This window comes from Halobacillus sp. Nhm2S1, from assembly GCF_019599545.1.
Classification (GTDB): domain Bacteria; phylum Bacillota; class Bacilli; order Bacillales; family Halobacillaceae; genus Halobacillus.
Genome location: NZ_JAIEZV010000005.1, coordinates 37,570 through 64,443, shown reverse-complemented (window position 1 = coordinate 64,443; position 26,874 = coordinate 37,570). Strand labels below are relative to the sequence as shown.

At 44.6% G+C, this 26,874-nt stretch carries 25 protein-coding genes and 1 riboswitch; of the genes, 13 read left to right on the top strand and 12 right to left on the bottom strand.

Annotated features, from left to right (window positions below):
• Window positions 1-66: 66 nt before the first annotated feature.
• The 3 genes from K2225_RS18290 to K2225_RS18280 form a co-directional block, all read right to left on the bottom strand.
• Complete coding sequence (locus K2225_RS18290; protein ID WP_220586080.1) at window positions 67-1,509, bottom strand: carbon starvation CstA family protein; 1,443 nt, start codon at window positions 1,507-1,509, stop codon at window positions 67-69.
• Between the two features lie 142 nt (window positions 1,510-1,651).
• Window positions 1,652-2,380, bottom strand: coding sequence for a LytR/AlgR family response regulator transcription factor (locus K2225_RS18285; RefSeq protein WP_220586079.1), 729 nt, complete (start codon window positions 2,378-2,380; stop codon window positions 1,652-1,654).
• Window positions 2,373-4,121: a sensor histidine kinase gene (locus K2225_RS18280; RefSeq protein WP_220586078.1), complete on the bottom strand. Its 1,749-nt coding sequence runs from the start codon at window positions 4,119-4,121 to the stop codon at window positions 2,373-2,375. The genes K2225_RS18285 and K2225_RS18280 overlap by 8 nt, the downstream gene beginning before the upstream one ends.
• A gap of 231 nt (window positions 4,122-4,352) precedes the next feature.
• On the opposite strand from K2225_RS18280, the gene K2225_RS18275 reads away from it, so the two are divergent.
• Entirely contained in the window at window positions 4,353-5,135 is a 783-nt protein-coding gene (locus K2225_RS18275; RefSeq protein ID WP_220586077.1) for a carbon-nitrogen family hydrolase, read from the top strand.
• Window positions 5,136-5,264: 129 nt separating this feature from the next.
• Here the strand turns inward: K2225_RS18275 and K2225_RS18270 are convergent, their stop codons facing one another.
• Both K2225_RS18270 and K2225_RS18265 read right to left on the bottom strand, forming a co-directional pair.
• Window positions 5,265-6,356, bottom strand: coding sequence for a nitric oxide synthase oxygenase (locus K2225_RS18270; protein WP_220586076.1), 1,092 nt, complete (start codon window positions 6,354-6,356; stop codon window positions 5,265-5,267).
• A 66-nt stretch (window positions 6,357-6,422) separates the two neighbouring features.
• Window positions 6,423-7,751 (bottom strand): FAD-dependent oxidoreductase, encoded by a 1,329-nt coding sequence (locus tag K2225_RS18265; RefSeq protein ID WP_220586075.1) that lies wholly within the window; start codon window positions 7,749-7,751, stop codon window positions 6,423-6,425.
• A 136-nt stretch (window positions 7,752-7,887) separates the two neighbouring features.
• On the opposite strand from K2225_RS18265, the gene K2225_RS18260 reads away from it, so the two are divergent.
• Window positions 7,888-9,060, top strand: a complete 1,173-nt coding sequence (locus K2225_RS18260) for a pyridoxal phosphate-dependent aminotransferase (RefSeq protein WP_220586074.1) — start codon at window positions 7,888-7,890, stop codon at window positions 9,058-9,060.
• Window positions 9,061-9,292: 232 nt separating this feature from the next.
• Window positions 9,293-9,487, top strand: coding sequence for a hypothetical protein (locus K2225_RS18255; RefSeq protein ID WP_220586073.1), 195 nt, complete (start codon window positions 9,293-9,295; stop codon window positions 9,485-9,487).
• Window positions 9,488-9,511: 24 nt separating this feature from the next.
• Here the strand turns inward: K2225_RS18255 and K2225_RS18250 are convergent, their stop codons facing one another.
• Both K2225_RS18250 and K2225_RS18245 read right to left on the bottom strand, forming a co-directional pair.
• Window positions 9,512-10,966 carry an aldehyde dehydrogenase family protein gene (locus K2225_RS18250; RefSeq protein ID WP_220586072.1) on the bottom strand — a complete coding sequence of 485 codons (1,455 nt, stop codon included), beginning with the start codon at window positions 10,964-10,966 and terminating at the stop codon, window positions 9,512-9,514.
• Window positions 10,967-11,033: 67 nt separating this feature from the next.
• Window positions 11,034-11,477 (bottom strand): GNAT family N-acetyltransferase, encoded by a 444-nt coding sequence (locus tag K2225_RS18245; RefSeq protein ID WP_220586071.1) that lies wholly within the window; start codon window positions 11,475-11,477, stop codon window positions 11,034-11,036.
• A gap of 224 nt (window positions 11,478-11,701) precedes the next feature.
• On the opposite strand from K2225_RS18245, the gene K2225_RS18240 reads away from it, so the two are divergent.
• Entirely contained in the window at window positions 11,702-13,075 is a 1,374-nt protein-coding gene (locus K2225_RS18240) for a DUF2254 domain-containing protein (RefSeq protein WP_220586070.1), read from the top strand.
• Between the two features lie 173 nt (window positions 13,076-13,248).
• Window positions 13,249-14,130 (top strand): cation diffusion facilitator family transporter, encoded by an 882-nt coding sequence (locus K2225_RS18235; protein ID WP_220586069.1) that lies wholly within the window; start codon window positions 13,249-13,251, stop codon window positions 14,128-14,130.
• A gap of 37 nt (window positions 14,131-14,167) precedes the next feature.
• Here the strand turns inward: K2225_RS18235 and K2225_RS18230 are convergent, their stop codons facing one another.
• The gene (locus K2225_RS18230; RefSeq protein WP_220586068.1) at window positions 14,168-14,593 is read right to left on the bottom strand and encodes a pyridoxamine 5'-phosphate oxidase family protein; all 426 of its coding nucleotides are present in this window, start codon (window positions 14,591-14,593) and stop codon (window positions 14,168-14,170) included.
• 208 nt (window positions 14,594-14,801) lie between these two features.
• Here K2225_RS18230 and K2225_RS18225 point away from each other — a divergent pair, with 208 nt between their 5' ends.
• Complete coding sequence (locus K2225_RS18225; RefSeq protein ID WP_220586067.1) at window positions 14,802-15,650, top strand: alpha/beta hydrolase; 849 nt, start codon at window positions 14,802-14,804, stop codon at window positions 15,648-15,650.
• A 111-nt stretch (window positions 15,651-15,761) separates the two neighbouring features.
• On the opposite strand, the gene K2225_RS18220 is transcribed toward K2225_RS18225, so the two are convergent.
• Entirely contained in the window at window positions 15,762-16,382 is a 621-nt protein-coding gene (locus tag K2225_RS18220) for a class I SAM-dependent methyltransferase (RefSeq protein WP_220586130.1), read from the bottom strand.
• Between the two features lie 230 nt (window positions 16,383-16,612).
• A riboswitch (cobalamin riboswitch) is annotated at window positions 16,613-16,786 on the top strand.
• A 167-nt stretch (window positions 16,787-16,953) separates the two neighbouring features.
• On the opposite strand from K2225_RS18220, the gene K2225_RS18215 reads away from it, so the two are divergent.
• The 5 genes from K2225_RS18215 (at window position 16,954) to K2225_RS18195 (ending at window position 22,537) form a co-directional block, all read left to right on the top strand.
• Complete coding sequence (locus K2225_RS18215; protein WP_220586066.1) at window positions 16,954-19,167, top strand: ribonucleoside-diphosphate reductase subunit alpha; 2,214 nt, start codon at window positions 16,954-16,956, stop codon at window positions 19,165-19,167.
• A gap of 18 nt (window positions 19,168-19,185) precedes the next feature.
• The gene (locus K2225_RS18210) at window positions 19,186-20,226 is read left to right on the top strand and encodes a ribonucleotide-diphosphate reductase subunit beta (protein WP_220586065.1); all 1,041 of its coding nucleotides are present in this window, start codon (window positions 19,186-19,188) and stop codon (window positions 20,224-20,226) included.
• A 221-nt stretch (window positions 20,227-20,447) separates the two neighbouring features.
• Window positions 20,448-20,789 carry a P-II family nitrogen regulator gene (locus K2225_RS18205; RefSeq protein ID WP_220586064.1) on the top strand — a complete coding sequence of 114 codons (342 nt, stop codon included), beginning with the start codon at window positions 20,448-20,450 and terminating at the stop codon, window positions 20,787-20,789.
• Between the two features lie 29 nt (window positions 20,790-20,818).
• Window positions 20,819-22,222: an ammonium transporter gene (locus tag K2225_RS18200; protein WP_220586063.1), complete on the top strand. Its 1,404-nt coding sequence runs from the start codon at window positions 20,819-20,821 to the stop codon at window positions 22,220-22,222.
• A 219-nt stretch (window positions 22,223-22,441) separates the two neighbouring features.
• Window positions 22,442-22,537 carry a putative holin-like toxin gene (locus K2225_RS18195; RefSeq protein WP_146818406.1) on the top strand — a complete coding sequence of 32 codons (96 nt, stop codon included), beginning with the start codon at window positions 22,442-22,444 and terminating at the stop codon, window positions 22,535-22,537.
• A 199-nt stretch (window positions 22,538-22,736) separates the two neighbouring features.
• Here the strand turns inward: K2225_RS18195 and K2225_RS18190 are convergent, their stop codons facing one another.
• The gene (locus K2225_RS18190) at window positions 22,737-23,690 is read right to left on the bottom strand and encodes a YndJ family transporter (RefSeq protein WP_220586062.1); all 954 of its coding nucleotides are present in this window, start codon (window positions 23,688-23,690) and stop codon (window positions 22,737-22,739) included.
• A 170-nt stretch (window positions 23,691-23,860) separates the two neighbouring features.
• Between K2225_RS18190 and K2225_RS18185 the strand changes: the two genes are divergently transcribed.
• Both K2225_RS18185 and K2225_RS18180 read left to right on the top strand, forming a co-directional pair.
• Complete coding sequence (locus tag K2225_RS18185) at window positions 23,861-24,427, top strand: sigma-70 family RNA polymerase sigma factor (protein ID WP_255574692.1); 567 nt, start codon at window positions 23,861-23,863, stop codon at window positions 24,425-24,427.
• Window positions 24,420-25,067 (top strand): hypothetical protein, encoded by a 648-nt coding sequence (locus tag K2225_RS18180; RefSeq protein WP_220586060.1) that lies wholly within the window; start codon window positions 24,420-24,422, stop codon window positions 25,065-25,067. The genes K2225_RS18185 and K2225_RS18180 overlap by 8 nt, the downstream gene beginning before the upstream one ends.
• Window positions 25,068-25,146: 79 nt before the next feature.
• On the opposite strand, the gene K2225_RS18175 is transcribed toward K2225_RS18180, so the two are convergent.
• Entirely contained in the window at window positions 25,147-25,782 is a 636-nt protein-coding gene (locus tag K2225_RS18175; RefSeq protein ID WP_220586059.1) for a uracil-DNA glycosylase, read from the bottom strand.
• A 96-nt stretch (window positions 25,783-25,878) separates the two neighbouring features.
• Window positions 25,879-26,865, bottom strand: a complete 987-nt coding sequence (locus K2225_RS18170) for a sodium:calcium antiporter (protein ID WP_220586058.1) — start codon at window positions 26,863-26,865, stop codon at window positions 25,879-25,881.
• Between the last annotated feature and the right edge of the window lie 9 nt (window positions 26,866-26,874).

Below are 26,874 nucleotides of genomic sequence, written 5' to 3'. Positions count from 1 at the left end.
CCCCATATCCCTAAGTGCCAATAGAAAAAAGAGCACCTACTTTTATGAAGTAAGTGCTCCTTAACATCAGGCCGTTTGCTTTAAATCTTCCTCTAATGGAATGTCCTTCTGTAAACCGCGGCGGGCGGCAATGATGAAGGCTGTGACCACTGCAACGGTGCCGATAGCTGCAACGATGTAGGAAACATTCAAGGACAATCCGAATCCGATCGGTGCATTCAGGATATAGGTGAATGTCGCCATCGTCATAAAGGTTGCAGGCACAGCAGCGATGAAGTAGTTTTTACGAGACAGGAACAAATACATTGCTCCTACCCAAAGCGCAATGACGGCTGTCGATTGGTTCGCCCAGGAGAAATATCTCCATAGCAATGTGAAATCGATGCGGGTCAATGCGAAGGAGATGACGAACAATGGAAGAGCAATCCAAACACGGCTCATGACTTTTTTCTGTGGAACTTTAATATAGTCGGCAATAATCATACGAGCACTTCGGAAAGCTGTATCCCCGGAGGTGATAGGCAGGACGATGACACCCAAGACAGCAAGTGTACCTCCGACCGCTCCTAGCATAGCAATGGACACTTCACTAACGACGGCTGCTGGTCCTCCACTCGCAAGGATTTCATTCAATCCTGCAGATCCGTTGAACAAGCTCATAGCTGCAGCTGCCCAAATCATCGCGATGATCCCTTCTGCAATCATCATACCGTAGAAAATACGACGTCCTTGTTTTTCTTTTTGTGTCGTTCTCGAGATGATAGGGGTTTGTGTCGCGTGAAAACCTGACAAAGCACCACAAGAAATCGTTAGGAACAACAGTGGGAAAATCGGTGCGTTATCCGGGTGCATATTGGTAAAAGTCAATTCCGGGATCGGTGCGCCTGTGACAATAAGAGATACTCCGACTCCAATTGCACTGATCAATAGAAGAGCACCGAAAATTGGATAAAAGCGTCCGATGATTTTATCAATTGGTAGCATTGTCGCTAACAAATAGTAAGCAAAAATCACAAGAAGAATGACAGGTAGGGCAAGCCAGCTGCTTGTCATGTTGTGTAAAAGATCTGCAGGTGCTGTAACAAATACAGTTCCTACAAGGACAAGCAAAAGAATCGCAAACGCGTTGACCACGTGCTTCATGACTTTCCCTAAAAACTTCCCTGCAAGCTCAGGCAAATGAGCGCCACGGTTACGGATGGAAATCATCCCCGTCAAATAATCGTGCACAGCTCCAGCAAAGATGGCCCCAAACACAATCCACAGGAAAGCCACAGGTCCATACAGGGCTCCGAGAATCGGACCGAAGATCGGACCTACTCCTGCGATGTTCAAGAGTTGGATCAAAGCATTCTTCTTTTCTCCCATAGGCAGGTAATCGACACCATCACCATGAGAATAAGCAGGAGTTTCACGTCCTGTGTTAACGCCGAACGTTCTTTCAACATATTTACCATACGTAAGATAACCAATAATTAAAAGTGCAATACTCACTAGAAAAGTAATCATCGTTTTTCCTCCTTTTCGCGCTTATCTGTAATCGCTTACAAAGAATATAACAAGATAACGCTTACAAAAGGGAGGTTCTTGATTAACATGTCAGGATTCTTGCCCAAGATGTCGTAAATGACGATTGAAATACAACGAAAATTTACAACTCCAGCTTCTTTCGTAATTCTTTGACATAATTCCTACTGACAGAAAGCTTTTCCTCGGTGCCCTGCAGTTCCAATTGATAGGCTCCATTGAACCACGGGGTTAGTCTATACACGTAATCCAGGTTCACTAGATAACTTTTATGAATTCGGAAGAACGGGAAACCTTGCAGGCGTTCCTCTACATCTTTCAGTGCATCTTTCGTTTCATAAACTTTTTGTTTGCCGACGATTTTTGTAATTCGGTCCTCCCTGTGGACGTACATAATTTCAGATGGATTCAGATATTCAATCGTATCCTCCACTTCAACCGCTAGCTTGGAAGGGGAATTGACAGCCTTCTCTTCAACTGGCTGAAGCTTCTTTTCTATTCTTTCCACGGTTTCATTCAACTGTTCCTCGTCATAAGGTTTGAGTAAATAATCGATTGCCTTTTGCCGAAATGCTTCAACCGCAAAATCTGGATACGCCGTTGCAAAAACGATCTCCGGTACCTTTTTGAGTTCTTGAACTGCTTTCGCTACCGCCATTCCATCCATCTTCGGCATCTCCACATCAAGAAAAAGCACATCCGGCTGAAGCTTTAATGTCTGCATGACCGCTTCATCTCCTGATCCTGCTTCTCCTACAACTTCTATCCTATCGTAAGGTTTTAGCAAGAAGTTCAATTCTTCTCGACTGAAGCGCTCATCATCAACGATGAGCACCGTGATTTTATCACTCATGGTCTATCTCCTTTTCCAGAAGAGGGACAGTAAATGAAATGGTTGTCCCTTGTCCTTGTTCGCTCGTGATTCGTAGCTTCGCACTCTCTCCGTGCATGTATTCTAAACGCTTATTTACATTATATAATCCGAATCCAGTCCCTCTCTCAGACGCAACCGATTGTTCCCCCAAGGTCCTCAACCTCATCGGTTCAATGCCTATTCCGTTGTCCGCAACGCTGATGTGAACGTAATTACCATCTCTATGGATACGAATCGTGATTTCCGCTCCCCCTTCCTGGTCTTTAATTCCATGCTTGATGCTGTTCTCGACCAGGGGCTGCAAAGTTAAAGGAGCAATTCGTGCTGATAAGGCGTCTTCATCAATATCGTAGTGGACATGAAGGCGATCAACGAAACGCGTCTCTTCAATGAGAAGATAAGACTTCACATGTTTCAACTCTTCTTTTAATGAGGTCCAGGTTTTAGTCGTCGCCCCTAGGTTTTGCCTGAAGAACTTGGAAAGCGCTATAAGCAGCGCTCTTGCCCGGTCAGGTTCCGTACGTGTCAGCGAAACGATGACATTTAACGAATTGAACAAAAAGTGCGGGTTAACTTGTGCCTGCAGAGCCTTCACTTCCGCTTCCCGAGCAAGCTCCTGTGCTTCCTCAGCATCAGCAAGCTCCAGCTGCTGACTGAGGAGAGCACTCAATCCCTGGATCAGTTCCAATAAGACATTGGAGATTTCTTTTTGTGACGAAACATAAAACTTCAAGGTTCCAACCACTTCTTGACGTTTTTTCAATGGAACGATAACAGCTGCCCCGAGCGGACAATTCGGCTGTTGGCATTGAATTTCTTCATGCCTGACTACAACACGTTTCCCAGTCTCAATGACTTCACGAGTGGCGTCCGTTTGAATTGGCTCCCCAGCCTTGTGATGGTCATCGGCCTGGCCCACATGAGCCAGGATGCTTTGTTTATCCGTCATGGAGATCGCACTCACTTGAACCTCTTCATAAATGATTCGGCATGCCTTTTCTGCGGAATCCAACGTCAATCCTTTACGCAGATGAGAAACTGTTGATTCTGCCAACTTTAATGCTTTTTGCGCCTGCAAGGCTCCAACTTTCTCTTCTTCATGAAGAACATTACGAATGATTAACAAGAACAATGCAGAACCGACTCCATTTGCTACAATCATAGGCACTCCAATTTCTTGGACGAGGGCCCACGCACGAGGATATGGATCAGAAATAAGGAGAATGATCCCCATCTGTACCGTTTCTGCAAGAGCACCAACAAATAAGGCGGTCTTCAGTTTCAAAGGTTCCTCTTTTTTATGGAAGTAACCTGCAATGATTCCAGCTATGACAGCAGAAATCCCACAAGCGATTCCGGTGAATCCTCCGAGGGAAACACGATGCAAGCCAGCAATGATCCCAGCTCCTATACCAATGCGGTACCCTCCGAAAAGCCCAGCCGCCACGATTCCAATGACTCTTGAGTTTGCCAGTGCTTCCGATTCGACAAGATTGTAAGCCCAGCGTCCATAATCAAATGAACTTGTATCATAGGTGATGCCTGTATATGTACCAATGATTCCGAACAACCCGAAAAAAGCGATAGCCATGTACCGCTGACGCTGGTCGAGCGTTTTTTGATCAATCAACTCCCGAAAGAATCGGAAGCGAGTAATAATGAAAGCGACCGTTACTATAATCCCGAGTCTTTCAAGCATCGGGAGGAACAACTCAAACATCCTCTCACTTCCTTTTTCATACCTCTACTCAGCAACCTTGAAATTCAGTCTTCCACAATCCTGCCATTTAGTTGAATAGCGGTTTATGTTTATTGTAGCATGGGTGGTTTATTTCGATACACAGAATGAAGGCAGGAGATGAAATCTTAGGATCCATCCAGAATTCTCTTCGAAAACGCTAGGGAAACGTCAGAATTTTTTGATACACTAAAAAGAAAATGAGGTGATAGGATGACAACAAAAATAGCAATGATTCAAATGGACATCGCCTTCGGTGATCCTGAAGAAAACCGGAAAAATGCGCAGAAGAAAATAAAAGAAGCCGCTTCACAAGGAAGCGAGGTCATCTTGTTGCCTGAGTTGTGGACGACAGGCTATGATCTTTCCCGTTTTGAAGAAATAGCAGAAACACTTGAGGGTCCGACGCATCAGCTCTTGATTTCTTTAGCACAAGAACTAAAGGTCACTATAGCCGGATCCATCGCTGAAGAAGCAAACGGTAAGTTTTATAATACCTTCGTTGCCTACGATGCTGAAGGTGACCGACTGTTCAACTACCGAAAAGCGCATTTGTTCCGTTTGATGAATGAGGAAAAGTTTTTAGAATCAGGGGATCAAAAAGGAAATTTCCCTCTTGGAAATGTGCCTGTAGCCGGGGTCATTTGTTATGATATCCGTTTCCCTGAATGGATGAGAACACATATGCTGGATGGTTCGCGCGGATTGTTTGTCGTGGCAGAATGGCCAAAACCGCGGGTCGAGCACTGGCGCAACCTACTAATCAGCCGGGCGATTGAAAATCAATGCTTCGTTATTGCCTGCAACCGGGTAGGTTCTGATCAAAACAATGAGTTCGGAGGCCACTCCATCGTTGTGGACCCTTGGGGCAACGTGTTGGCTGAAGGTGGTTTTGGTGAAGAGATCGTTTATGCAGATGTAGACTTCACAGCTGTTGAGGCCATTCGTGAGCAGATTCCTATTTTTCAAGACCGACGTCCGGACTTGTATGAATGAGTTCTTCTTAGACCATCGTTGAACGATCGATATTCGAATAGATATGGATCATCTTTCATTGATAGATTTCATAATTATCCGATACTACCCACATCTAAGACAATGAAAAATCCTTCCGAAACTTCCGAATTAATCGGAAGGATTTTTTTCATAAGCTGGAGTTTGATAGAAATAGTTCGGTGTGTCCATTCGGTTTTCATAGGCCGAATGAAAGATGTGTGTCGTTGCTGGCGAAACAGGCGGAATGAGCCATGTCCAGTCACCTGTCACCTGACGTCCACACGCTTGTTCTTTTTTCTCGAACTGATGGAACTGTTGAGCCGCTGTATGATGATCCACAAGGCTGACCCCATCGGAATGATATGAAAACAGGACAGCCTGATTAAGTTCAATCAAAGCACGGTCCTTCCACAAAGAAGAATTTCGTTTCATATCAAGATCCATGGCTTCCGCTACAACAGGCAGAAGATCATATCGAAATTCATCGGCGAGGTTACGGGCACCGATTTCTGTTTCCATATAAAAACCGTTGAACGGGGCAGCTGTATAATTGACCCCGCCAATTTCAAGACGCATATCAGAAATCACCGGGACGGCATACCAGCGTACACCTAAATTTTCAAACCAAGGATAGTCAGGATGACGAAGCGGTACCTCCAACACCTTACTTGAAGGAATGTCAAACCACATGGGTTCCCGCCCATCCATTTGAACGACAAGGGGTAACACGTCAAAGGACGTACCTTCTCCTCTCCACCCAAGCTTCTCACATTCCTTCGTAAACGCGACAGAAGCTGGATCTCCTGTCACGCCTCCATCCTCTTCATACCCGGCATAACGTATTAACTGATGGTTCCAAACCCGCATTTGCCCTTCCGAGGTTTCAGGTTTGAAAATGGTAATCGTCGAGCGGATGCGCCCACCATTCGTGGCATAATCCAAGTGGTCGAGGAGTGCATCTCGCATGCCCTCTTCTGTATCGACCTGCCTGGCATCAAAGACCTTCAAGCTATTCCAAAAAAGTCGTCCGATGCAGCGGTTGCTGTTTCTCCAAGCGACTTTGGCGCCATATTCAAGCTCATCATTGGTATGCGTGTAGCTTCCCGTTTCACCAATCTCCTGCTCGATTTCATAAAGTCTCTCATTTGTCCCAGCAAGCTGTTGTTCCTGATGGTATTGGCGAATGAATGCTTCCGCCTTCTTATATAAATCTGTGTTCACAGCATGAATCCTCCTGTATGGTGCTTCATTCCTATCCTACCATACATGAAGAACTTCCTACACGAATCAGTCTGCTTTACGGGCAGCCTGCTGCAGGGGATCCCACACGCTGTTATAAGGAGGCGCGTAGGCGAGATCCAAGTCTTCCAATTCATTGATTGACATTTCATGAAATAGAGCCGTAGCAAAGACATCAATTCGTTTGTCAGCTCCTTTACCTCCGATGATTTGAGCCCCGAGCAATTGACCGGTATGTTCATGGTAGATGATCTTCAATGTCATCCGATTTTCTTTGGAATAATAGCCGGCGGCATGTGTCGATTCAATCGTGATTCTCTTGAATGGAATTTTTTCGTTCTCTGCCTCCCGTTCAGAAAGACCAGTCCGGGCAAGGGTTAGACCAAAGAATTTCAAGATCGACGTACCGACAATGCCTCGGAACGACCTTCTCTGATCAATCATGTTCAGCCCGGCGATTTGCCCTTGTTTATTGGCATGGGTGCCTAATGGAATATAGTCATCCTTTTTCTTGATCCGGTGATATTGGGTTGCACAATCCCCGGCAGCAAAGATATCCAATATGCTTGTCTCCATAAAAGCATTCACGGCGATTGCATCGTTCATCCCTTTGTACACACCCGTATTTTTCATGAAGGATGTATTGGGTGTTACTCCTACGGCGACAAGGACTAGATCTGATTCATATTCTCCTTTATCCGTGATGACCGATTGTACATGTTGATCCCCTTTGAATCCTTCGACTGACTCTCCAAGATGTAGTTCCACACCGTTTCGTTCGGCTTCCTCATGGACCAGCTCTCCCATCTCCTCATCGAAAATTTTCGCCAACTGAGGACCGCGGTCGATCAATCGTACGTTCTTTCCAATCGACACAAAGCTTTCGGCCATTTCAAGCCCTATGTAACCACCGCCGATGATGGTCACACGTTCCTTATCCTTGGTAGTTGCTGCAATAATCTCCTTAATGTCAGGAATGGTCTTCAGCGTATAAATCCCTTCAAGCTCACGTCCTTGCCACGGAGGCATGACTGGTGCTGCACCGGAAGCGACAAGCAGACGATCATAGGACAATTCAAACCCCACGCCCTGGTCATCTTTTCCGTAAACAACTTTATGATCACAATCTACTTCCGTTACCGTGTGATAGGTTCGCACATCGATGCCGTATTTTTCACGAAAGGTTTCAGGATCGCGCGCGATGAGGTCTTCTGTAGACTCGACATCCCCACTTAATACATAGGGCAGGCCACATTGTCCATAAGATGTGATCCCCCCCTGTTCCAACACAGTAATGGAATGCCCTTCACTGTTCCTTACAATTTGCATGGCTGCACTCATCCCGGCAGCATCTCCTCCAATAATAACGAAATCCATCCGAGTCACTCCTTTTACATGCCTTCTATTCTCTTATTCTTTGCCTATATGGTTCCCACTCAAACTTCTCTCATGTTAAACTAACCATATTATCCTTTTGTACGACTTTTCAAAAAAATCACTCGAGGTGAAGGACATGAAGCATTTCCAAACGTCCAAAGCCATCCAGCGGCTTCCGGACCAATTTTTCGCAACTATGATTGATAAGTTAAATCTATACAAAAAACGTGGATATGACACCTTGAACTTAGGCCAGGGAAACCCTGACCAACCTACCCCCTCCCACATCGTGCAGTCCCTACAAGAGGCGGCAGAAAATCCAGACTTCCACAAGTATCCTCCCTTCCACGGTTATGAGTTTTTGAAGGAAGCGGTAGCTGAATTCTATAAGCGTGAATATGACGTGGACATTGACCCTGAAACAGAAGTCGCTATTATGCCCGGAAGCAAAACAGGTCTCGTTGAGCTTAGCCAATGTTTCCTTGACCCAGGAGATGTCGCGCTTGTCCCCGATCCTGGTTACCCCGATTACTGGTCCGGCATTGAAATGGTCGGCGCAGATATGAAGTCGATGCCACTCCGGGAAGAGAATGGCTTTTTGCCTGATTATGCAGAAATTGATGAAGAGAGCTGGGAGAAAGCCAAGCTCATGTTCTTAAACTACCCCAACAATCCGACAGGGGCTATGGCTGATGCGGACTTTTTTGAAGAAACCATCCAAGAAGCAGAAAAAAACGATGTTTGTGTCGTTCATGACTTCGCCTATGGGGCCATTGGGTTTGATGGGAACAAACCGCTCAGCTTCATGCAATTCGATGGTGCGAAAAATGTGGGTGTTGAGGTTTATACGATGTCCAAGACATACAATATGGCCGGATGGCGGGTCGCTTTTGCTGTCGGCAATCCAAGCGTTATTCATGCGTTAGAAGTCATACAGGACCACTATTTCTGCAGCATTTTCGGCGGATTGCAAAAAGCATCAGCCACCGCCTTACTAAGCTCACAACAATGCGTCACAGAGCTTGCCGAAACCTATGAAAAAAGACGTGATCTTCTCGTCCGTGGGCTGGAAGAAGCGGGCTATCATGTCGCTCCCTGCCAAGGTTCTTTCTTCGCATGGCTGCAAGTACCTGAGGGCTATACGTCTCAAGGTTTTGCGGATGATCTATTGGAAGCGACAGGATTGTTTGTCGCCCCTGGGATCGGCTTTGGTAAGTATGGAGAGGGCTATGTGCGCATCGGATTGAACAATTCGGAAGAAGCATTGCAGGATGCAGTGAAACGATTTAAAACATTTAAGCAGAAGTAAAATGAAGGGCAGCATTTCCAACTCGGAAGTGCTGCCCTTTTTATTTTTTCACTATAACACCTACTCGCTTGATCAAGATGAGCACCGCAACCGTATATCCATATCCTTTCCTGTCGAAACAAGTCTGTTTGTTGGACAATTTTTATGAAAATAACCATTGAATACTTATTCAAAATGTATTTTAATTATCTTATACAAATATCCTACAATGACTATACAGGAGGGGTTCATAATGTATGCACTTATTAGGAAAGATGATCGTTTATTAGAAGTTTTAAAAGACCCTATTGATCGTCGAGACAGGGTTTTCCCCCAAAGAAAAGATGCTGTGAAATATGCGGAGAAATTAAATGGATATATACAATCCGGCCCGAAATGGGAAGTACAGGAATATTTAATAAATAAAAGCAGAAGCTCTATTTCTTGAGCTTCTGCTTTTTCCTATTCTTAATTAAAATGGAAACTCTCGATAACCGTTCATCACGCCGATCCATTTGACGGTCGTAAATTTATCCAACGCCCATTGGCCACCGAAACGTCCAAGGCCGGATTCTTTTTCACCACCAAAAGCGACGTGTGCTTCATCATTAACGGACTGATCATTCACGTGAATCATCCCCGTCTCTACACGTTTGGCTACTTCCACTCCACGATGGACATCACGAGTGAATACAGATCCACTTAGTCCATATGGAGAGCTGTTCGCCGCTTCGATCGCTTCTTGTTCTGATGAAACTTTGATTACGGAAGCAACTGGGCCGAAAACTTCATTTTTCGCTATCGGCATCTCGCTCGTTACACCCGTCAAAACAGTGGGCTGCATGACACTTCCATCTGTTTCCCCGCCGGTGAGGATTTCAGCGCCCTGACCAACGCTTTCTTTCACATCCTCCTGAATCCGTTCAATGGCATCCTTATTGATAAGAGGTCCAATGACGGTATCTCTCTCCGAAGGATCCCCGGCTTTCAGACTTTCAACCTTCTGTTTGAATTTCTCGATGAATGAATCATGGACCTGTTCGTCGACGATGATTCTGTTCAAAGACATACAGATCTGCCCTTGGTGAAGGAACTTTCCGAAAGCAGCCGCTTCCACGGCTTGATCGATATCCGCATCTTCAAGGACGATCATAGCGTTGTTCCCGCCAAGCTCTAGAGCTGTCTCCTTAATATACTTCCCGGCAAGTTCACCAATATGGCTTCCGACTTCGGTTGAGCCAGTAAATGAAATCAGTTTCGCTGCCGGGTGTTTCACAAAAGCATCTCCAATTTCTGATCCTCGACCGACCACCACATTGATAACTCCCTCAGGGAATCCGGCTTCTTCGAACAGATCAGCGATTAACAAACCTGAAGTGACCGGGGCATCAGACGCAGGCTTTACGACAACCGTATTCCCTGTCGCCACCGCAGGAGCGATGGATCTCATCGCTAAATGGAAAGGAAAATTCCAAGGTCCGATAACACCGATGACACCTTTTGGAGAACGATACACCCGGTTTTCCTTTCCTGGCGTGTTGGACGGTAAAATCTGCCCGCTCATCCGTGTCGGAAAACTGGCAGATTCCCGGATGATGCCGACAGCCGCCTGAAATTCAACCTCCGCTTTGACAAGCGTACTTCCCGCTTCTTTCACGAGCCAATCAATAATTTCATCTTTCCTCTCTTGGACCACTTTCAACAGTTGGTCAAAAGACGCCTGCTTTTTAGCAGGGAGAGTCGTCATCCACGACTCCTGAGCATTTACGGCTGCCTCATACGCTTCGTTTAAATCATCCTCATTTGCAGAAGGGATGGAAGCAATCGTTTGCTGTGTATAAGGATTGACGTTATCTACATATTTCTCACTGGAACCGTTTTTCCACTGACCATTGATGTATTGTTTAGTAAATGTTTGCGGACTCATTTTAAAACCTCCATTCGGAAACTTTTCACAAAGCTATCATTCCCGGTTACAGAGGAAACGAAACGATTCAGATTTCCATGAGCATATCCACGTGCGGAATTCCATCCTCAAGGTAAACCTCTGATACCTCTTTGAATCCAAAAGAACCATAGAAATGACGCAAGTGCTCCTGACCGTGCAGCCAGATGTGGTTGACCTTATACTCTTCTTTCAACACTTTGATTGCCCGTTCCATCACCTGACGGGCATAGCCCGAACCTCGATGCCCTTCTTTGACGAGCACGCGACCGATACTGTGGTATTGTTCCCCATTCTCTGGCGGGACGATGCGGCAGTAGGCCACCATTTCCTCTTCTTCTTCCATCCATATATGTAAGCAATCTTCATCTCTGCCGTCGACTTCAGGGTAAGGACATTCCTGTTCAACGACAAAAACCCCGACCCTTGTCTGCAAAATCTCATACAATTCCTTTTTGGAAAGTTCAGCGAACGTTTTATGTACCCACACCATGATGAATCCCCCTTTTCAACGATTATCTTCTCAATATACCTCACCATTCTTAAACTGACAAAGACTCCGTTCAATATGAACAAAACCCGACTTCCTGATGACATCTCATTCGATGGATTGTTCGTAATATGAGAGTTTTTGTAGAAAAATATCTTATTCTCGTTTTATTGATTCGAACGAAGGGGAAACTACGATTACAATTCTTGCAAGAAAGGGGGATTCTTATGTTCTTAAAATTGTTACCTGTATCTATACAGAAATATGTAAAGATGTCTAAACGGCAAAGAAAGCACGAAATGCAAATGACCTTATGGTACATGCCATTTTTCTATATATTATTGTCCATATTCTTTGTTGTAGTCACCCTGTTGTTGGATATCGTTTTCCAAATCGAGCAGTACACATTCGAATTTTTCCGAATCAATGCAGAAATCACCCGTATGCTGGTCAGTACACTCATCGGTGGTATTCTGACACTGAGCGCTTTCACGTTGAACTCCTTACTGGTCGTGTTGACGACATTCAGCGGTCAATTTTCTCCGCGGATGCTCCTCAACTTTGTTTCGGACCGCAGGACGCAGCACGCGCTGGGGATATTCAATGGGAATTTTGTCTATGTGCTGCTCGTCTTCTTATTTATTGGAAACACGCGGCACGAATTTTTCGTAGCCGTGCCGATCGTCACGATATTCCTTGCCTTTACGTCCTCTGTAACATTCATTTATTTTATCAACCATGCAACTACATGGATGCAAGTGCACAACATCACCGATACTATGAAACACTCGTCTGAGCAAATCATCAACCAGACCCTTAGGAAAGACCTTGAACAGTACCGGACTGAAGAACCGGGAGACTTAATGGAAGAAAAGCGCTCCAAGGCGCAACCGATTGGGGCCATTAAATCCGGATACATCCAGCTTGTGGATTATAGGAAGATGATTGAAGAAGCAAGAAAAGATGACATCATCATCCAATTTCATGCCCAAGTGGGAGATTATATTTTGAAAAACAACAATCTGATCAGCTACTGGGGGCCCGGGTCTTCAGACATTGATGAAGAGAAGTATTGCAAGATGATCATTATTGATTACAAAGAAACAGAACTGCAGGACATCCAAATGGGAATGCACAAGCTCGCAGAAATTGCGATTAAATCTCTCGGAAATGATGACCCGAAAACCGCAACCAACACCATCCACCAGATGGCCGAGTTGATGCTTACTGTAGAGGACTACATTACATTCACTCCTTACTTGATGGACAGCGATGAACAGGTCCGAGTAGTTCTTCTCTCCGAATCCTTCGAGTCCTATATTTACCGGGGATTTGGCTATATCCGGCACTACGCCCGCGACAACCACTTGATAATTACGGAGCTCGTTGATTCCATTGCCATGGTAGCCGAATCCATCGACAGCTCTAAGCACCAGATGCTATGGGAATTTGCATGCAATACGATCGACCATATTGAAACAAAAGTCATCTATCAGTTGGACAAGACCTTCCTGTTAGAGGCTCTGGAAAGATTATCTAAAGTGACAGGCAATCAGCTTGATTATTACTCGATTTATCGTAGGTTCTATCCGATCAACTAAATCAATGCATGGGGAAAGTTCAGGAATCATGTTCCTGAACTTACTCATGAGCTTCAATGGACGGGAACAGGGATCCTTAATCAGGTAACACTAAAAAGGTTTGACAATGCTCTTCATATTTCCTATGTTATATATATGAACATATAATCATATAAAGAAAAAGAGGTGAGCATATGGGACACCATCACCACCATCATATTGATTCAACAACTGGTAAAATTAAAACCGCTTTTTTCCTGAATCTCTTTTTTACGATTATTGAATTGATTGGTGGACTCCTGACCAATAGCATGGCCATTCTTTCTGATGCTTTACACGACCTTGGGGACTCCCTTTCTCTCGGACTCGCCTGGTTTTTACAAAAGTTTTCCCGTAAAGAACAATCAGATCATTTTTCATTTGGATATCGGCGTTTCTCGCTTTTAGCTGCTTTGATCAACAGCGTGGTTTTGATTGTCGGGTCTGTTTTCATTTTGACAGAGGCCGTACCCCGCCTCTTGAACCCTGAGCAGCCCAACGCAGGAGGAATGATTGCTCTATCCATCTTAGGAATACTCGTTAACGGTGCAGCGGTCTTCCGGCTTAAAGGCGGAGACTCCATGAACCAAAAGGTCATGACCTGGCACCTGCTTGAGGATGTCCTTGGCTGGGTAGCCGTCCTTGCCGTCAGTATTGTTATGCTGTTTTTTAATGTGCCGATTTTGGATCCGATCGCATCCATCGGGATTACCTTATTCATCTTATATAATGTTGTGAAAAACCTCATACAGACCATGCGTCTCTTCCTCGAGGCTGTACCGTCCGGGGTTGACCTTGAGGATCTTTCCCAACAAATTAATTATTTGCAGGATGTTCAATCCACACATCACACCCACCTCTGGTCTATGGATGGTGAAAATCATGCCTTTTCGACTCATATCGTTGTGCGTGCAGAAGCGACAAAGGAAGAGATATGTAAAGTCAAAGAAGAGGTGAAAGAAATCTTACACCCGATTTCACTCGAGCACATTACTATTGAGATTGAATATGAAGATGAACCTTGTTCCCTTCAATAAAAAAGTGGTCAGCCTCAGCAGCTGACCACTTTTTATTTTACATATCAAGACGTTCCGGGGTGTCTTGCCCTTGATTCATATAGCGTATACTTTCCGGGAGGATTTCAAGCACGACATATTCCGGATCTTCCTTGCCATCAAACCAGCGGTCCATATGATCGTTCCATAACTTATCCTTGATCTCCTGGTCTTCACGGATTTTCGCCTGTCCCTCGACTTCTAAATACGTATCCCCATAGCCTTCTCCTTCATACCCGAGGAGGATATGGACATGTGGATTTGCATCGATTTCATCCGCTTTATGTGTCTCTCTGTTCGTCGGTGTATAGAAAGTGAACTCATCATCATTCCAAAACGTCATATAGCGCGTGTGGGGCTTATTGTCTTTCACCGTGGCAAGTGTTCCAACTTTATGCTGCTCCATGACTTCGTGAATTTTCTTCTTTAATTCTTCTTGATTCAATGGAAAGCTCCTTTCCGTAATCCAATCTTTTTACAATTTCAGTTTTCCCCGAAAAATGGGAGATAAACCCTTCGATGTCCATTGACAGGTCCGGGTATGCTAATGATATGTTCGACACATTGTCATTCTTTTTTCATAAATATACCAGGAAGCGCCACGCGTTACCCGTTACACTATTCATAGATCTGTTTTTCAGGAGGAAAACGTTATGCTATGGAAAAAATGGGCACCGATCTTGATGGGCTCCCTTCTGATCGGGCTGCTCTTTTTTATGATCAACTCAAGACCCGGAAGTTCTGAACCCGTCGATCGTGAAGACCTTGTACCCACACTGTTTGTGCATGGCTACAAAGGCGGACCGCGAAGTTTTGAAACGATGATGGACCGGATGCAGAACCTGCAGTGGGGACAGAAACATATGACGGTTTATGTCTCAAGCCGCGGGCATGTCACCATTCGAGGTGGCTTTGCTGAAACGCACAACCCATTCATTCAAGTGCTTTTCGAAAACAATCGCGCAAGCATCTATAACCAGACTCATTGGCTTTCTGAGATCATGAGGCGGTTAAAAGCCGATTACAACATCCAACAGGTAAATCTCGTCGGCCACTCGATGGGAGGTCTGGCTTCGGTGAATTACATGCTGAGTGAACATCACTATTCTGTTCCCCGAGTAGAGAAGCTATCGGTCATTGCAAGCCCCTTTAAGGGCATTGAAAAAGAAGGCTACTTCGCATCCAATTACGGAGAGGCGACGACTGACCTGCGACCGAGATCTGAAGCTTTAAAGCAAATGGTACAAAACAAAGATCAATTCCCGAATGATGTGGAAGTGTTGGCTATAGCTGGTGTGATTAATGGCGATGACCCTGAAACCGCGCATTGGGACGGACTTGTCCATGCCTCGAGTGTGAGTGGATTGGAAGCCATTGTCCCCTTTGGCCAATATGAGGAAAAGCGCCTCTACAACCCTTTGGCCACCCACTCCGGCCTCCACGAACTCGAAGAAGTCGACCAACTAATCAAAGAATTCCTCTGGTCCGATAATGGGAAATAACGGATGACCTTGCCATACATTTATTTCCAAATATGTGTTTATCCGGTGTACCAGGTCATACATTTATTCCCAAAACAACAAAAGCACCCGCATAACGGGTGCTTTTGTTGTTTATTGTTTTTCGAAGATGAAAATCCACATAAAGGTTAAGGCTTGTTTTAATTCTTCATCCAGCTCCGCGATATGGTGTTCTTCCACCCCGCGTTTATATACTCCTTGCCCTTCTACATAGGCCCAGCCAGTTTCCTCTGCCATTTTTTGCAGTTCCCATGGCATCATCGTATTACAAATGACCTCTTCTCCATATACCCTGCGATAACTATTGATGCGTGGCATCGCTGTAGGTCCAAGTAGGCCCACACATAACCGGCCTCCCGGTTTCAAGATCCGCTTCATCTCTTCCAGGCCCTTGTACGGGACTTCTGTCCATTCGAGTGAATTGATCGCCATCGCGGCGTCAAAAGATTCATCCTCAAACGGCAGGTCTGTCAAATCCCCTTGAACAAATGAGATGCGCTCATCATTCACTCGCTCATTTGCGCGCATAACCATGTCCTCAGACAAATCAAGTCCCGTGACGTCAAAACCTGCTTTGTAAAGCAGATACGATCCATAACCATCTCCGCATCCTAGATCAGCCACCTTCCCTTTCGATATATGCTTCGTCATAAAAGGAATGATTGTGCACCTGCTTCCATCATCCCACATCTCTCTACTTTTTGAATTCCACATTTCAGCACGATCATTCCATTGCTTCTCCGCTTCTTTATGCCAATTAAACGTTTGTGCCACACCATCATCCCTTTCAAATTTATTTCCTACCCTCCATTATAGCGGATCATAACAGAGAGGATAGCTCTATTCTTGTCGAACTCTAATAAAAAAGAGTTGCATGATTCCTCCTTCAGCGTTATGATAGAAACACAAGATAAGCTAATTTAAATTAAAATAAACACTATATATAGTATCTACGAACAGAAGATGCCACAAGGCTTAATAGGGAATCCGGTTAGAATCCGGAGCTGCCCCCGCAACTGTCATCACTCGCGAAATGGACATTCCACTGTGCTTTGCACGGGAAGGACCAGAGTAAGATCGAGTGTCAGCCAGGAGACCTGTCTTCGTTCGTCGCAGTTTCAACTTCTTCGGGGATTGAGAAGATGAAGCGATGGAACGAAGGCCCACGTGTCTTCTCTTCGTTTCATGGTTTCATCCGCTCAATTTTCGTTGAGCGGATTTTTTTATTTTTCCGAATACTGACTTTTAATGAACATACACCTTCATTTTCAAGGAGTGAAAAAGAATGGAAACCATAAGAAGAAACACGTGCTGGCAAAAGAGAATTCAAGAATGGGAAGCAGCCTTTCCTCATTTGGATGTACAACGACTCATCCAAAAGTCTCCCAGCTTTATGAATGATAAACATGCATTCATCCTGGGGTGCCTTGCAGAAATCGACGAAACAAGCCCGGATTGGACGTATGTTGCGAGCCGCATCCACCTGGAAGACCTGTATGAAAAGTCCTCGTACAACCGATCCACATCTGCAGCTTATGAGGACTTCTACGGACTGATTGAAACATTGATTGAGAAGAACATCTACAGCAGGAAGCTCCTTACATACTACACAAAGAAAGAAATAGAAGAATTAGAGGAATCTCTCGTCCCTCATCGCGATCAACTCTTCACCTATATAGGTTTGAAGACGTTAAGCGACCGCTATCTTGCGAAGAGCAAAGAGAAGAAAGTCTATGAACTTCCACAAGAACGTTTCATGATCATTGCCATGGTGTTGATGGCTGAGGAAAAAACATCGAAGCGTCTTTCTCTCGTTAAAGAAGCGTATTGGGCACTGAGTCACTTGTATATGACGGTCGCTACTCCTACCCTCGCCAATGCAGGAAAACGGTATGGGCAGCTGAGCTCCTGTTTCATCGAAACCATTGATGATTCCTTACAGTCCATCTACGACAGTAATACAGATATCGCCAACTTGAGTAAGCATGGTGGGGGTATCGGAGTCTACTTAGGTAAAATCAGAAGCCGCGGCAGTGACATCCGTGGATTCAAAGGTGTCTCGTCAGGAATCCTCCCATGGATGAAACAGCTTAACAACACGGCCGTCAGCGTAGACCAACTGGGTCAACGGCAAGGAGCTGTGGCCGTATATTTAGATGTATGGCATAAAGATATCTTCCCTTTCCTCGACAGCCGTTTGAATAACGGGGACGAACGCCAGCGAACTCATGATCTTTTCATAGGCGTATCCATCCCCGACCTCTTTATGGAGGCGGTAGAAAAACGTGAGGACTGGTACTTGTTCGATCCTCATGAAGTCCGTAGGATCATGGGCTATTCACTGGAAGACCACTTTGATGAAAAAAAAGGATCGGGATCCTTCCGGGAGAAATATGCCGAGTGTGTCTCCCACCCCCACCTTTCTAAAGAAAAAGTGCCGGCTATTGAAATTATGAAGCGCATCATGATCGGTCAGCTGGAAACAGGAACACCTTATATGTTTTACAGAGATGAAGTCAATCGTATGAACCCAAATAGTCACGCAGGGATGGTTTATTGCAGCAATCTTTGCACAGAAATTACCCAGAACCAAAAGCCGACCATTCAGGATGAACAATACGTGGAAGACGGTAAAATCATTTCCGTGAAGACACCAGGTGATTTTGTCGTTTGTAACTTGTCGAGCATTAATCTCGGACGTGCTGTTCCAAGTGGTGTTCTGAAGCGCTTGATCTCCATTCAAGTTCGCATGCTCGATAACGTCATCGACCGGAATACCATCCCTGTTTTACAAGCACAACTCACGAACCAAACTTATCGCGGCGTTGGGCTTGGCACTTTCGGTTGGGCACACCTTCTTGCTAAGAAAAAAATCGATTGGGAATCTGAGGAAGCACTCGACTATACCAAGGAAGTTTATGAAGCCGTTGCCTATCATGCCATTGAGGCAAGTTCTGATTTGGCTGTTGAAAAAGGGAGTTACCCTCTATTCGAAGGATCAGACTGGCAGACAGGAGATTTCTTCATTAAACGAACGTTTGACCAAGAAGGCACATGGAACTGGGAAGCCTTGCAAGATAAGGTTTCCAAGAGTGGAATGAGAAATGGATATTTGATGGCCGTAGCACCGAACTCAAGCACCTCCCTCATCGCGGGAAGTACAGCCAGTATTGATCCGATTTTCAAAAAGTTTTATTCCGAAGAGAAGAAAGATTACAAGATTCCTGTCACCGCCCCTGACTTAACCTATGAAACCTATGGATACTATCCATCCGCCTATGATGTCGATCAACACGCATCCATCAGGCAGAACAGCATCAGACAAAAGTATATCGATCAATCCGTCTCATTTAACCTGTATGTACGGAACAACATACAAGCAAAAGAACTGTTAGATATCCACTTGACAGCCTGGAAACATGGATTGAAAACGACCTACTATACGCGGTCGACATCCAGTCAGGGAGAGTTTGACGAATGTGAAGTCTGCTCATCATAAATAAGGAGGAAGGTAACGATGCCAGCATCCATACAAAAAAGAAAGCTCGTCGATTATGAAGCACCGAATGCCTCGACAGGCATAGTCAACGGTAAAAGTTCGAACATCTTAAATTGGGATGACACCCGCTATTCCTGGGCATACCCGATGAATAAGACCATGCTTGCAAATTTTTGGATACCCAATGAGATCAACATGAGCAACGACTTGAAGCAGTGGCCGGGTCTTTCAGAAGAAGAACAGACGGCCTTCAAAAAAATTATTGGGCTGCTGGCATTTTTGGATTCTATACAGACTGATTATTCAGGAAAAGTCGCAGACTATTTGACCGACTCAAGTCTCTCTGCCTTGATGCAAGTCCTCGCTTTTCAGGAAGTTGTCCATAACCAATCTTACTCCTATGTTCTATCCACGCTCGTGGATCAAGGAGAACAGGAAAAGATTTTTGATTATTGGAAGCATGATGAAGTCCTTAAAGAACGCAACACGTTTATTACCGATGGATATCAGGCATTCGCTGATGATCCTTCGTTAGATAGCTTTCTGAAGTCCATTGTTTATGATGTCGTTCTTGAAGGTCTCTTCTTCTATGCCGGATTCGCTTTTTTCTATAACCTTGCGAGGAATCAGAAGATGGTCTCTACAAGTACGATGATCAACTACATTAACCGTGATGAACAAATCCATGTCAGCTTGTTCGGGCATATCTTCAACGAAACACTAAAAGAAAACCCTGAGTTGGATCATGAATCCTACCGGGCGTTTGTAACCGATACATTCCAACAAGCAGCTGAACTTGAAATCAAATGGGCAAACCATCTGATCGGCAACCAATTCCCAGGGATTCCAATTCAAGACCTTGAAGACTATATCCGTTATATCTCTAACAAACGATGCAGGCTCCTTGGAGCAGAAAAGCCATTCCCTTCCTATACAGAAAATCCATTAAAATGGATCAGGGCTTACCAAGAAGTCGATGAAGGAAAGTCCGACTTCTTCGAACAAAAATCACGCCAGTACACCAAAGTATCCGAAACTAACGGCTTTGACGATCTTTAACGTATCTATCGATCAAATATCACCGATCACCCGACCAGGTCATCCATATTCTGGATGACCTGGTCTTCCTTTTTATTAAAGAAAGCGCTTTTATGTCAAGTTATCTGACATATTATCAAAAAGTGTATTGATTTTTCAGAATATTTATTTTATAGTTAGGTTTAATTACTTACTCAATGTGTAAGGAAACCTAACACATAGGTAAAAGGAGGACTATAGTCATGAAAAAGGTGGAGGCAATCATCCGTCCTGAAGCATTTCAGGAATTGAGGCAGAGCCTTGACGAGCTAGGCGTGAAAGGACTAACGGTGTCCGAAGTGGCCGGGTGTGGTCAACAAAAAGGTCAGGAAGGAATATTCAGAGGCAGCCGTTTCGAAATTAAGCTTTATCCAAAGGTAAAGGTAGAAATGGTCGTGGAGAACAGTGAATTAGGGTCAGTGGTTGACGTCATCATCAATACATGCGCTACAAATGAAGTCGGGGACGGAAAGATCTTTGTTTCTACGATTGATGAAGTGTTCCGTATCCGAACAGGCGAAACTGGCAAAGAAGCACTAATCTAATACTTTATTTCGAAAGGAAGAATTCATTTATGAAAAAAGTCGTTCCTTTGTTCTTATTCGCTCTCCTAGGATTTCCAGTTGTTGCGAGCGCTGAAACCGCAATATCTGCAGAAACTGTTCTGCAATCTGTCGACATGGTCTGGGTCATGATTGCCGCTTTCTTAGTATTCTTCATGCACGCAGGGTTCGCTATGGTCGAATCCGGTTTTACTCGTTCGAAAAATGCACTGAACATCTTAATGAAGAACTTCATGACGATGTCCATCGCTGCCGTCCTTTATTTTGTCGTTGGGTACGGTATTATGTTTGGTACTTCCGGCGGGGGCATCATCGGAATTGATGGTTTCCTTTTAAGCGGCCAGGAAGACCAGATCGGATTCTTCGTGTTCCAAGCAGTATTCGCAGCCACGTGTGCAACGATCATTTCCGGAGCCGTCGCTGAACGTATGAAACTAGGCTCTTATCTGCTTCTTACTGTTGTTATGACAGGTTTCATTTATCCAGTCGTTGGTCACTGGGTTTGGGGCGGAGGATGGCTTTCCGAGCTTGGATTTGTTGATTTTGCCGGTTCAACTGTCGTCCACTTAACAGGTGCGCTCGGCGCCATTGTCACAGTCATGTTCTTAGGCCCCCGCCTTGGTAAATACAGTGGCAAGAAAGTGAATGTTATCCCAGGTCATAACATTCCTTTAGGTGCACTTGGTGTCTTCATTTTATGGTTCGGCTGGTTCGGTTTTAACGGCGGAAGTACGCTTGCTGCTGACCCATCTCTTGTTCCTTCTGTTATCGCGACAACTCTATTATCTGCATCCGCAGGAATTATAAGCTCCGCTTTTTATTCTTACGCTAAATTCAAGCGTATTGACGCTTCCCTTACATTGAATGGCGCTCTTGCAGGATTAGTGGGAATCACCGCAGGAACAGCCAACGTTTCCTTAGTTGGTGCACTGGCCATCGGTTTGATCGCAGGTATCATTTTAGTAGAATCTGTTCAGTTTCTTGATCGAGTTGTTCGCATTGATGATCCTGTCGGCGCTATCGCTGTTCATGGAATTTGCGGCATCTGGGGCACGCTCGCTGTAGGGCTTTTCGCCGTTGAAGGTGGTCTCTTCTACGGTGGTGGCGCAAGCCTTCTAGGTATTCAGGCGATCGGCGTCTTGTCTGTCATTGCATGGACGATGCTGACCACAGCAGTCGTTGTCTTTATTGTCAAAAGCACTGTCGGCATCCGAGTTTCTAGACAAGAAGAAATATCCGGCCTTGATTTCTCCGAGCATGGTTCTCAAGCTTACGAAACAAGCCGTGGAATTTTCAATGAGAACATCAACCCAAGTACAGGTGGCGATTTCGGAGTCGGTTTGCTCCACCGCCTGGACGGTTTGAATTCTGATTCTGAAACAAAAACACCTACCGAAACGAAGACAGCGCAATAAAATATCACTCGTGGATTCACCTTGGTTCCCCCTATTAACCCAAGGTCAATCATATAAAAAAACTCCGGCTTACCATCTCGGGTAAGCCGGAGTTTTTTAGTTCCTTCTGTCTATTTTACGAACACACGTTCTTATTTTTCGCAAAATATGGTATCCTTATAGATAGATACCGTTCCCTATTATAAAAAAGATTGTGATAGAAAGGGTGTGAGGCCATCGATGAGCACATATGAATCTCTTATGATCATGTTCGCGTTTGGAACGTTCATCATTACGCTCCTTGCGCTCATCATAAAAATGAACAATAAAAAATAGACCTCCACACGTAGTGAAGGCCAGAATCCATGATATGCGAACGGTATCCTGGCGACAGTTGCAGCTGTCGCCGTTTCATTTTTATTATAGCATAAATCCGTAATAACTGAAGAGGAAGCTTCTGCTATTCTATATAGTAGAATTCTGTTCAAAGATCGACAGGAAGATCCAAGTTCCACGTGAAACATTTCCCAGCAAGCTAATCGCTCTCAGGCACCATTCGACGGGGCTTACTTACACCTCTCCATGCAAAAACAATCAACCACGAAAAGAGCAAGGCAGAAAAGAATCCATACGGTGGAATGGTGGCAAGCATCCCTACACTACTCAAACGACCGATACTCAATCCCTTCCACAACGCACTGCCAACGATACTGAACCCCATGAGGCTCGTCAAAATCAACGCCGTCTGTACCCATGGCTTAAACTCAACCGATAACCAGAACCACCACAAGCACATCCAAACAAGTAAAAATGAAAAGATGACGACTGAAAGAATGATTGCTTCCGTTCCATACAAGAGACTGAAGAAACCAATTACGGGACTGATGAGAACCATAATAACTAAAAAACGGTAAGGTCGATCGACTTGCTTTTTCGACTTAACCACCATCTCTTTTCGGTACCGACCGAAGAACCCAGTGATCACGGCCAATAAAAAAACAACTCCGTGAAAAAACAACGCCAAAACAATCCATTCCCGTGTCGAAAATGAGCCGAAATTTTTTATAGGCAGACGGGAGAAGAAGAGGAAGAGACCGGCGAAGGATAAATATAGAAAACCGGCATCGATACTTAACTCTTCCACCCTCGTCCCTTGACGCAATCGAAAACGCCAGACGCCTCCCACTGCCACGGATAATGTATAAATGAACCAAATGAACCCCCACGCGGCTGCTTCCCAACCCGCCTCCATGGATAAAGACAAGACCCCTGATATAGAAAATGGGAGCAGGCATACCAGACACTGCCACAACCAATGTTCCGCTCGATCTTCCCGAAAATCTTTGACTGCTTCTTCAAGTAAAAGTGGAACAAGAACAAATAAACTGAAACCTATCGAAAATTCCAGCCATTCAATAGAAAAGGAAATTTTCCATATCAGCCATAAGAAAAATCCCGCAACAGCAAGCCAACGCCCAGGTCTTTGCATTCCATACCCCTCCGATAATCATAGAGGACCGCATACATCCACGACCCTCCCTCTTTTTTAAAAAGGAAAACGGTGATTTCTATCGAATACATAGATATGCTCATAAGAAATAAAGCAAAGTAAAAACTTATTCTCGGGGAGTGTCGTCTAAACAGATGAGGTGGGAAAAATTGATACGCAACCAACGCTCACAATCTACATATGAACCCGAAGAACATGATGAGGAACAGCTGGAAGAGTGGATTCAAGAATACGGCCATGATTTAAAATGGCTCGCTTATTCATATGTAAAAGATTATGCGCTAGCTGAAGATATTACTCAAGAAACGTTTATTAAAGCATACCAGAAATATGCCAGTTTCAAAAAAGAATCTACGATAAAAACATGGTTATACAAGATTACCATTAACTTGTGTAAAGACCATTTAAAAAGCTCATACATGAAAAGAGTCGTTAAAAAAGGTACGGAACTATTTCGTTCCATCCCTTCAACAAAGGAGACTCCGGAAGAATTCGTGCTGCAGCAGGATGAAGATGAGACCCTGCTGACTCATGTGCTGAAGCTTGAAGATAAATACAGAGAAATCATCATTTTATATTACTTTGAAGAGTTCGACATCAATGAATTGGCGAATGTGCTGAACACAAGTCCGAACACAGTGAAGACTCGTTTAAGACGCGCACGTCAACTACTGCAAGAAAGGTTAACATCGGAAGGGAGTTCCCAGAGTGAGTGATTTGATTGATCGTAAACTAAAAAAAATGGACCAGAACGTGAAATATGACCAGGTCCCATTTGATGAAAGACATATGAAGAAGATGGTCTTGAAATCTTCCCACATAAAGAAACAAAAGAAATCACACGCGGGCAGGAAGTCCCTCCTCCTCCCAACAGCAACCCTCCTCCTGTTTACAGGATGGCAACTCTCACAAAACCACCAGCCACCGGAAACAGCGGGTTTGCTGATGACCAAAGACACCGTACCTGAGCTGAAGACAGCAGCTGTAGAGCCACCTTCCACATTTGTTAAAGCCGATAACTCACAGAAGCACAAAACGTCGATGATGGTCAGGGAAACGTACGTCATTCATGAGGATGAGCAGTTTTTCCAAACAGCAAAAAGAGTCTCACCCAAGGAGCTCGGAGATGTCATTGGAACCATCAACCACAAAGAACCAGGCGAGGGTTCTGACGCATTGGAGAGTGTGACCGCTTTTCTCCCTGAAACGAAAATTTACAGAATCAAAGGAGATGACGACGAAAATCGAATCGCCATCCGTAGCTGGAGAAGCACAGGCTTAGGAGCTGCAACGGCCAGTACACAGGGCTACTTTGTCTTTGAAAAGGTTCAGATGAACCAAAATGGAGACAGTTAACTCCTTAGACGGAGAACCACCTCTCATGGTGGATCTCCTTTTTATTTAAAATATATGTCCGCTGAAGGTAACAATAGCCTTACTCCTCTTCACGCTCTAAATAATCTTTCAACCGATCAAGTGAATGATAGATATCTTCCTTGATTTTTGGATTATAGAAAATAGCCGCTGGATGATAGAGAGGAACGACCGTATATTCTTTCTCCGTCTCCCCATATCCTCCACCCTCTTCCCTTTGTATACGGGTGCGGATGGCTTCACCAATAACATCACTAATTTTCCCCTTATCACCGGTCAGCCGCTCATATGCGACTCCCCCAAGAGCGATAATGATCTCAGGTTTCATTTGTTCGATTTGGTAATCGAGCAGCTTGGCATGAGCATAAATTTCTTTTTGGTTTGGTTTACGGTTGGCTTTCCGCTTCCCTCCTGATCCCTTCTTGTTCGTATTCACCCATTTGTAGGGACGACTTCTGACTACACTGGTGATGTACACATCTTCCCTTGATAAACCGAGATAGTCGAGTTGTTTGTCCAGTTCATCGCCTGCCCTTCCAATAAAGGGCTCACCTTTAACCGCCTCATTTTCACCAGGTGCCTCACCGACGATCATGACTCTGCCACGATGGTCGCCTTTCCCTAGAACGAAACCTTCCACATCATAGGGTTCTATCCTTTTTTTCGCTTCGTTCACTAAACGTTCCGGCCAATCCATCCACTCACCTCCTTCACTTCCTTCACCCAGTACCAAGAAACTTCAATCCGCTGGATATCAACCACTCCCCGACTTTTAAATGGGAGAGCATGCTTTTCATTTCATCTGGAACGCTATATAAGTAGTGACAAAATAGCTCACAATAATTAAGAATGAAGGAATCAAGTAATTCCATGCGCGGACATTTTTTCGTGTAATACTATAGATGATTAATAGAATGAACACGATGGACGTCACCCCTGTGACCATGTTTGCAGGAGACGATTGCTGAAGAAGATTCCCTTTGAAATAAATAAAATCTGTAATGGCAAGTATCATCAGGTTGAACGCATTACTTCCGAGTAGCGAACTGATTCCAAGGTTGAAATTCCTGAGTTTGAGCGCCGTTCCTACACTTACAGCATCAGGTAATGATGTACTGATGGCTACCAAAAAAGCTCCAATGAACGAGGCACCAATGCCTGTAATCACGGATATACGCTCCGCCGTGATGGTCAGCACACTGCCAATAACCATAATGAGAAAAGCATATAAAATGAAGCGCCAAAGCACCTGCTTATAGGAGAAGTCTTTGTATCGTTCATTTTGTCGTTTCACTTTTCTACCCTGGTACTCTGTCCGGTCATTAATGAACTTGGAACCAACAAAGTAGAGAACCACAATGACAATGGATGTATAACTAATGTGGAAAATATGGGTCGGCAGGGTCAAACTAAGACCGGCCATGACAATGAGTGTCATCAAAATCACAAGCCAGCCATATAACTTACTCTCAACAGTGGCATGCGTCAATATTTGATAGCGGCGATAGACAATGTCAAAAATCGCAAGCCCCATGATGTTGAATAAGTTGCTTCCGATCAAATTCCCAACAGCCAAGTCAGGGCTGTCGATGACGATCGCCGTAACGCTTGATGTCAATTCAGGCAGCGAGATAGCTATACCAATGATCGCTCCCATGAAAGCGGAAGATGCTCTCGTTTTTTCTTTCACCGCATCTCCAAATATCGCAAGTCTTGATGCTATGAAAAAGGTTAAAATTCCTGATATAAAAAACAGAGCAAAAATCATCCAGTCGCTCATAAAAAAACT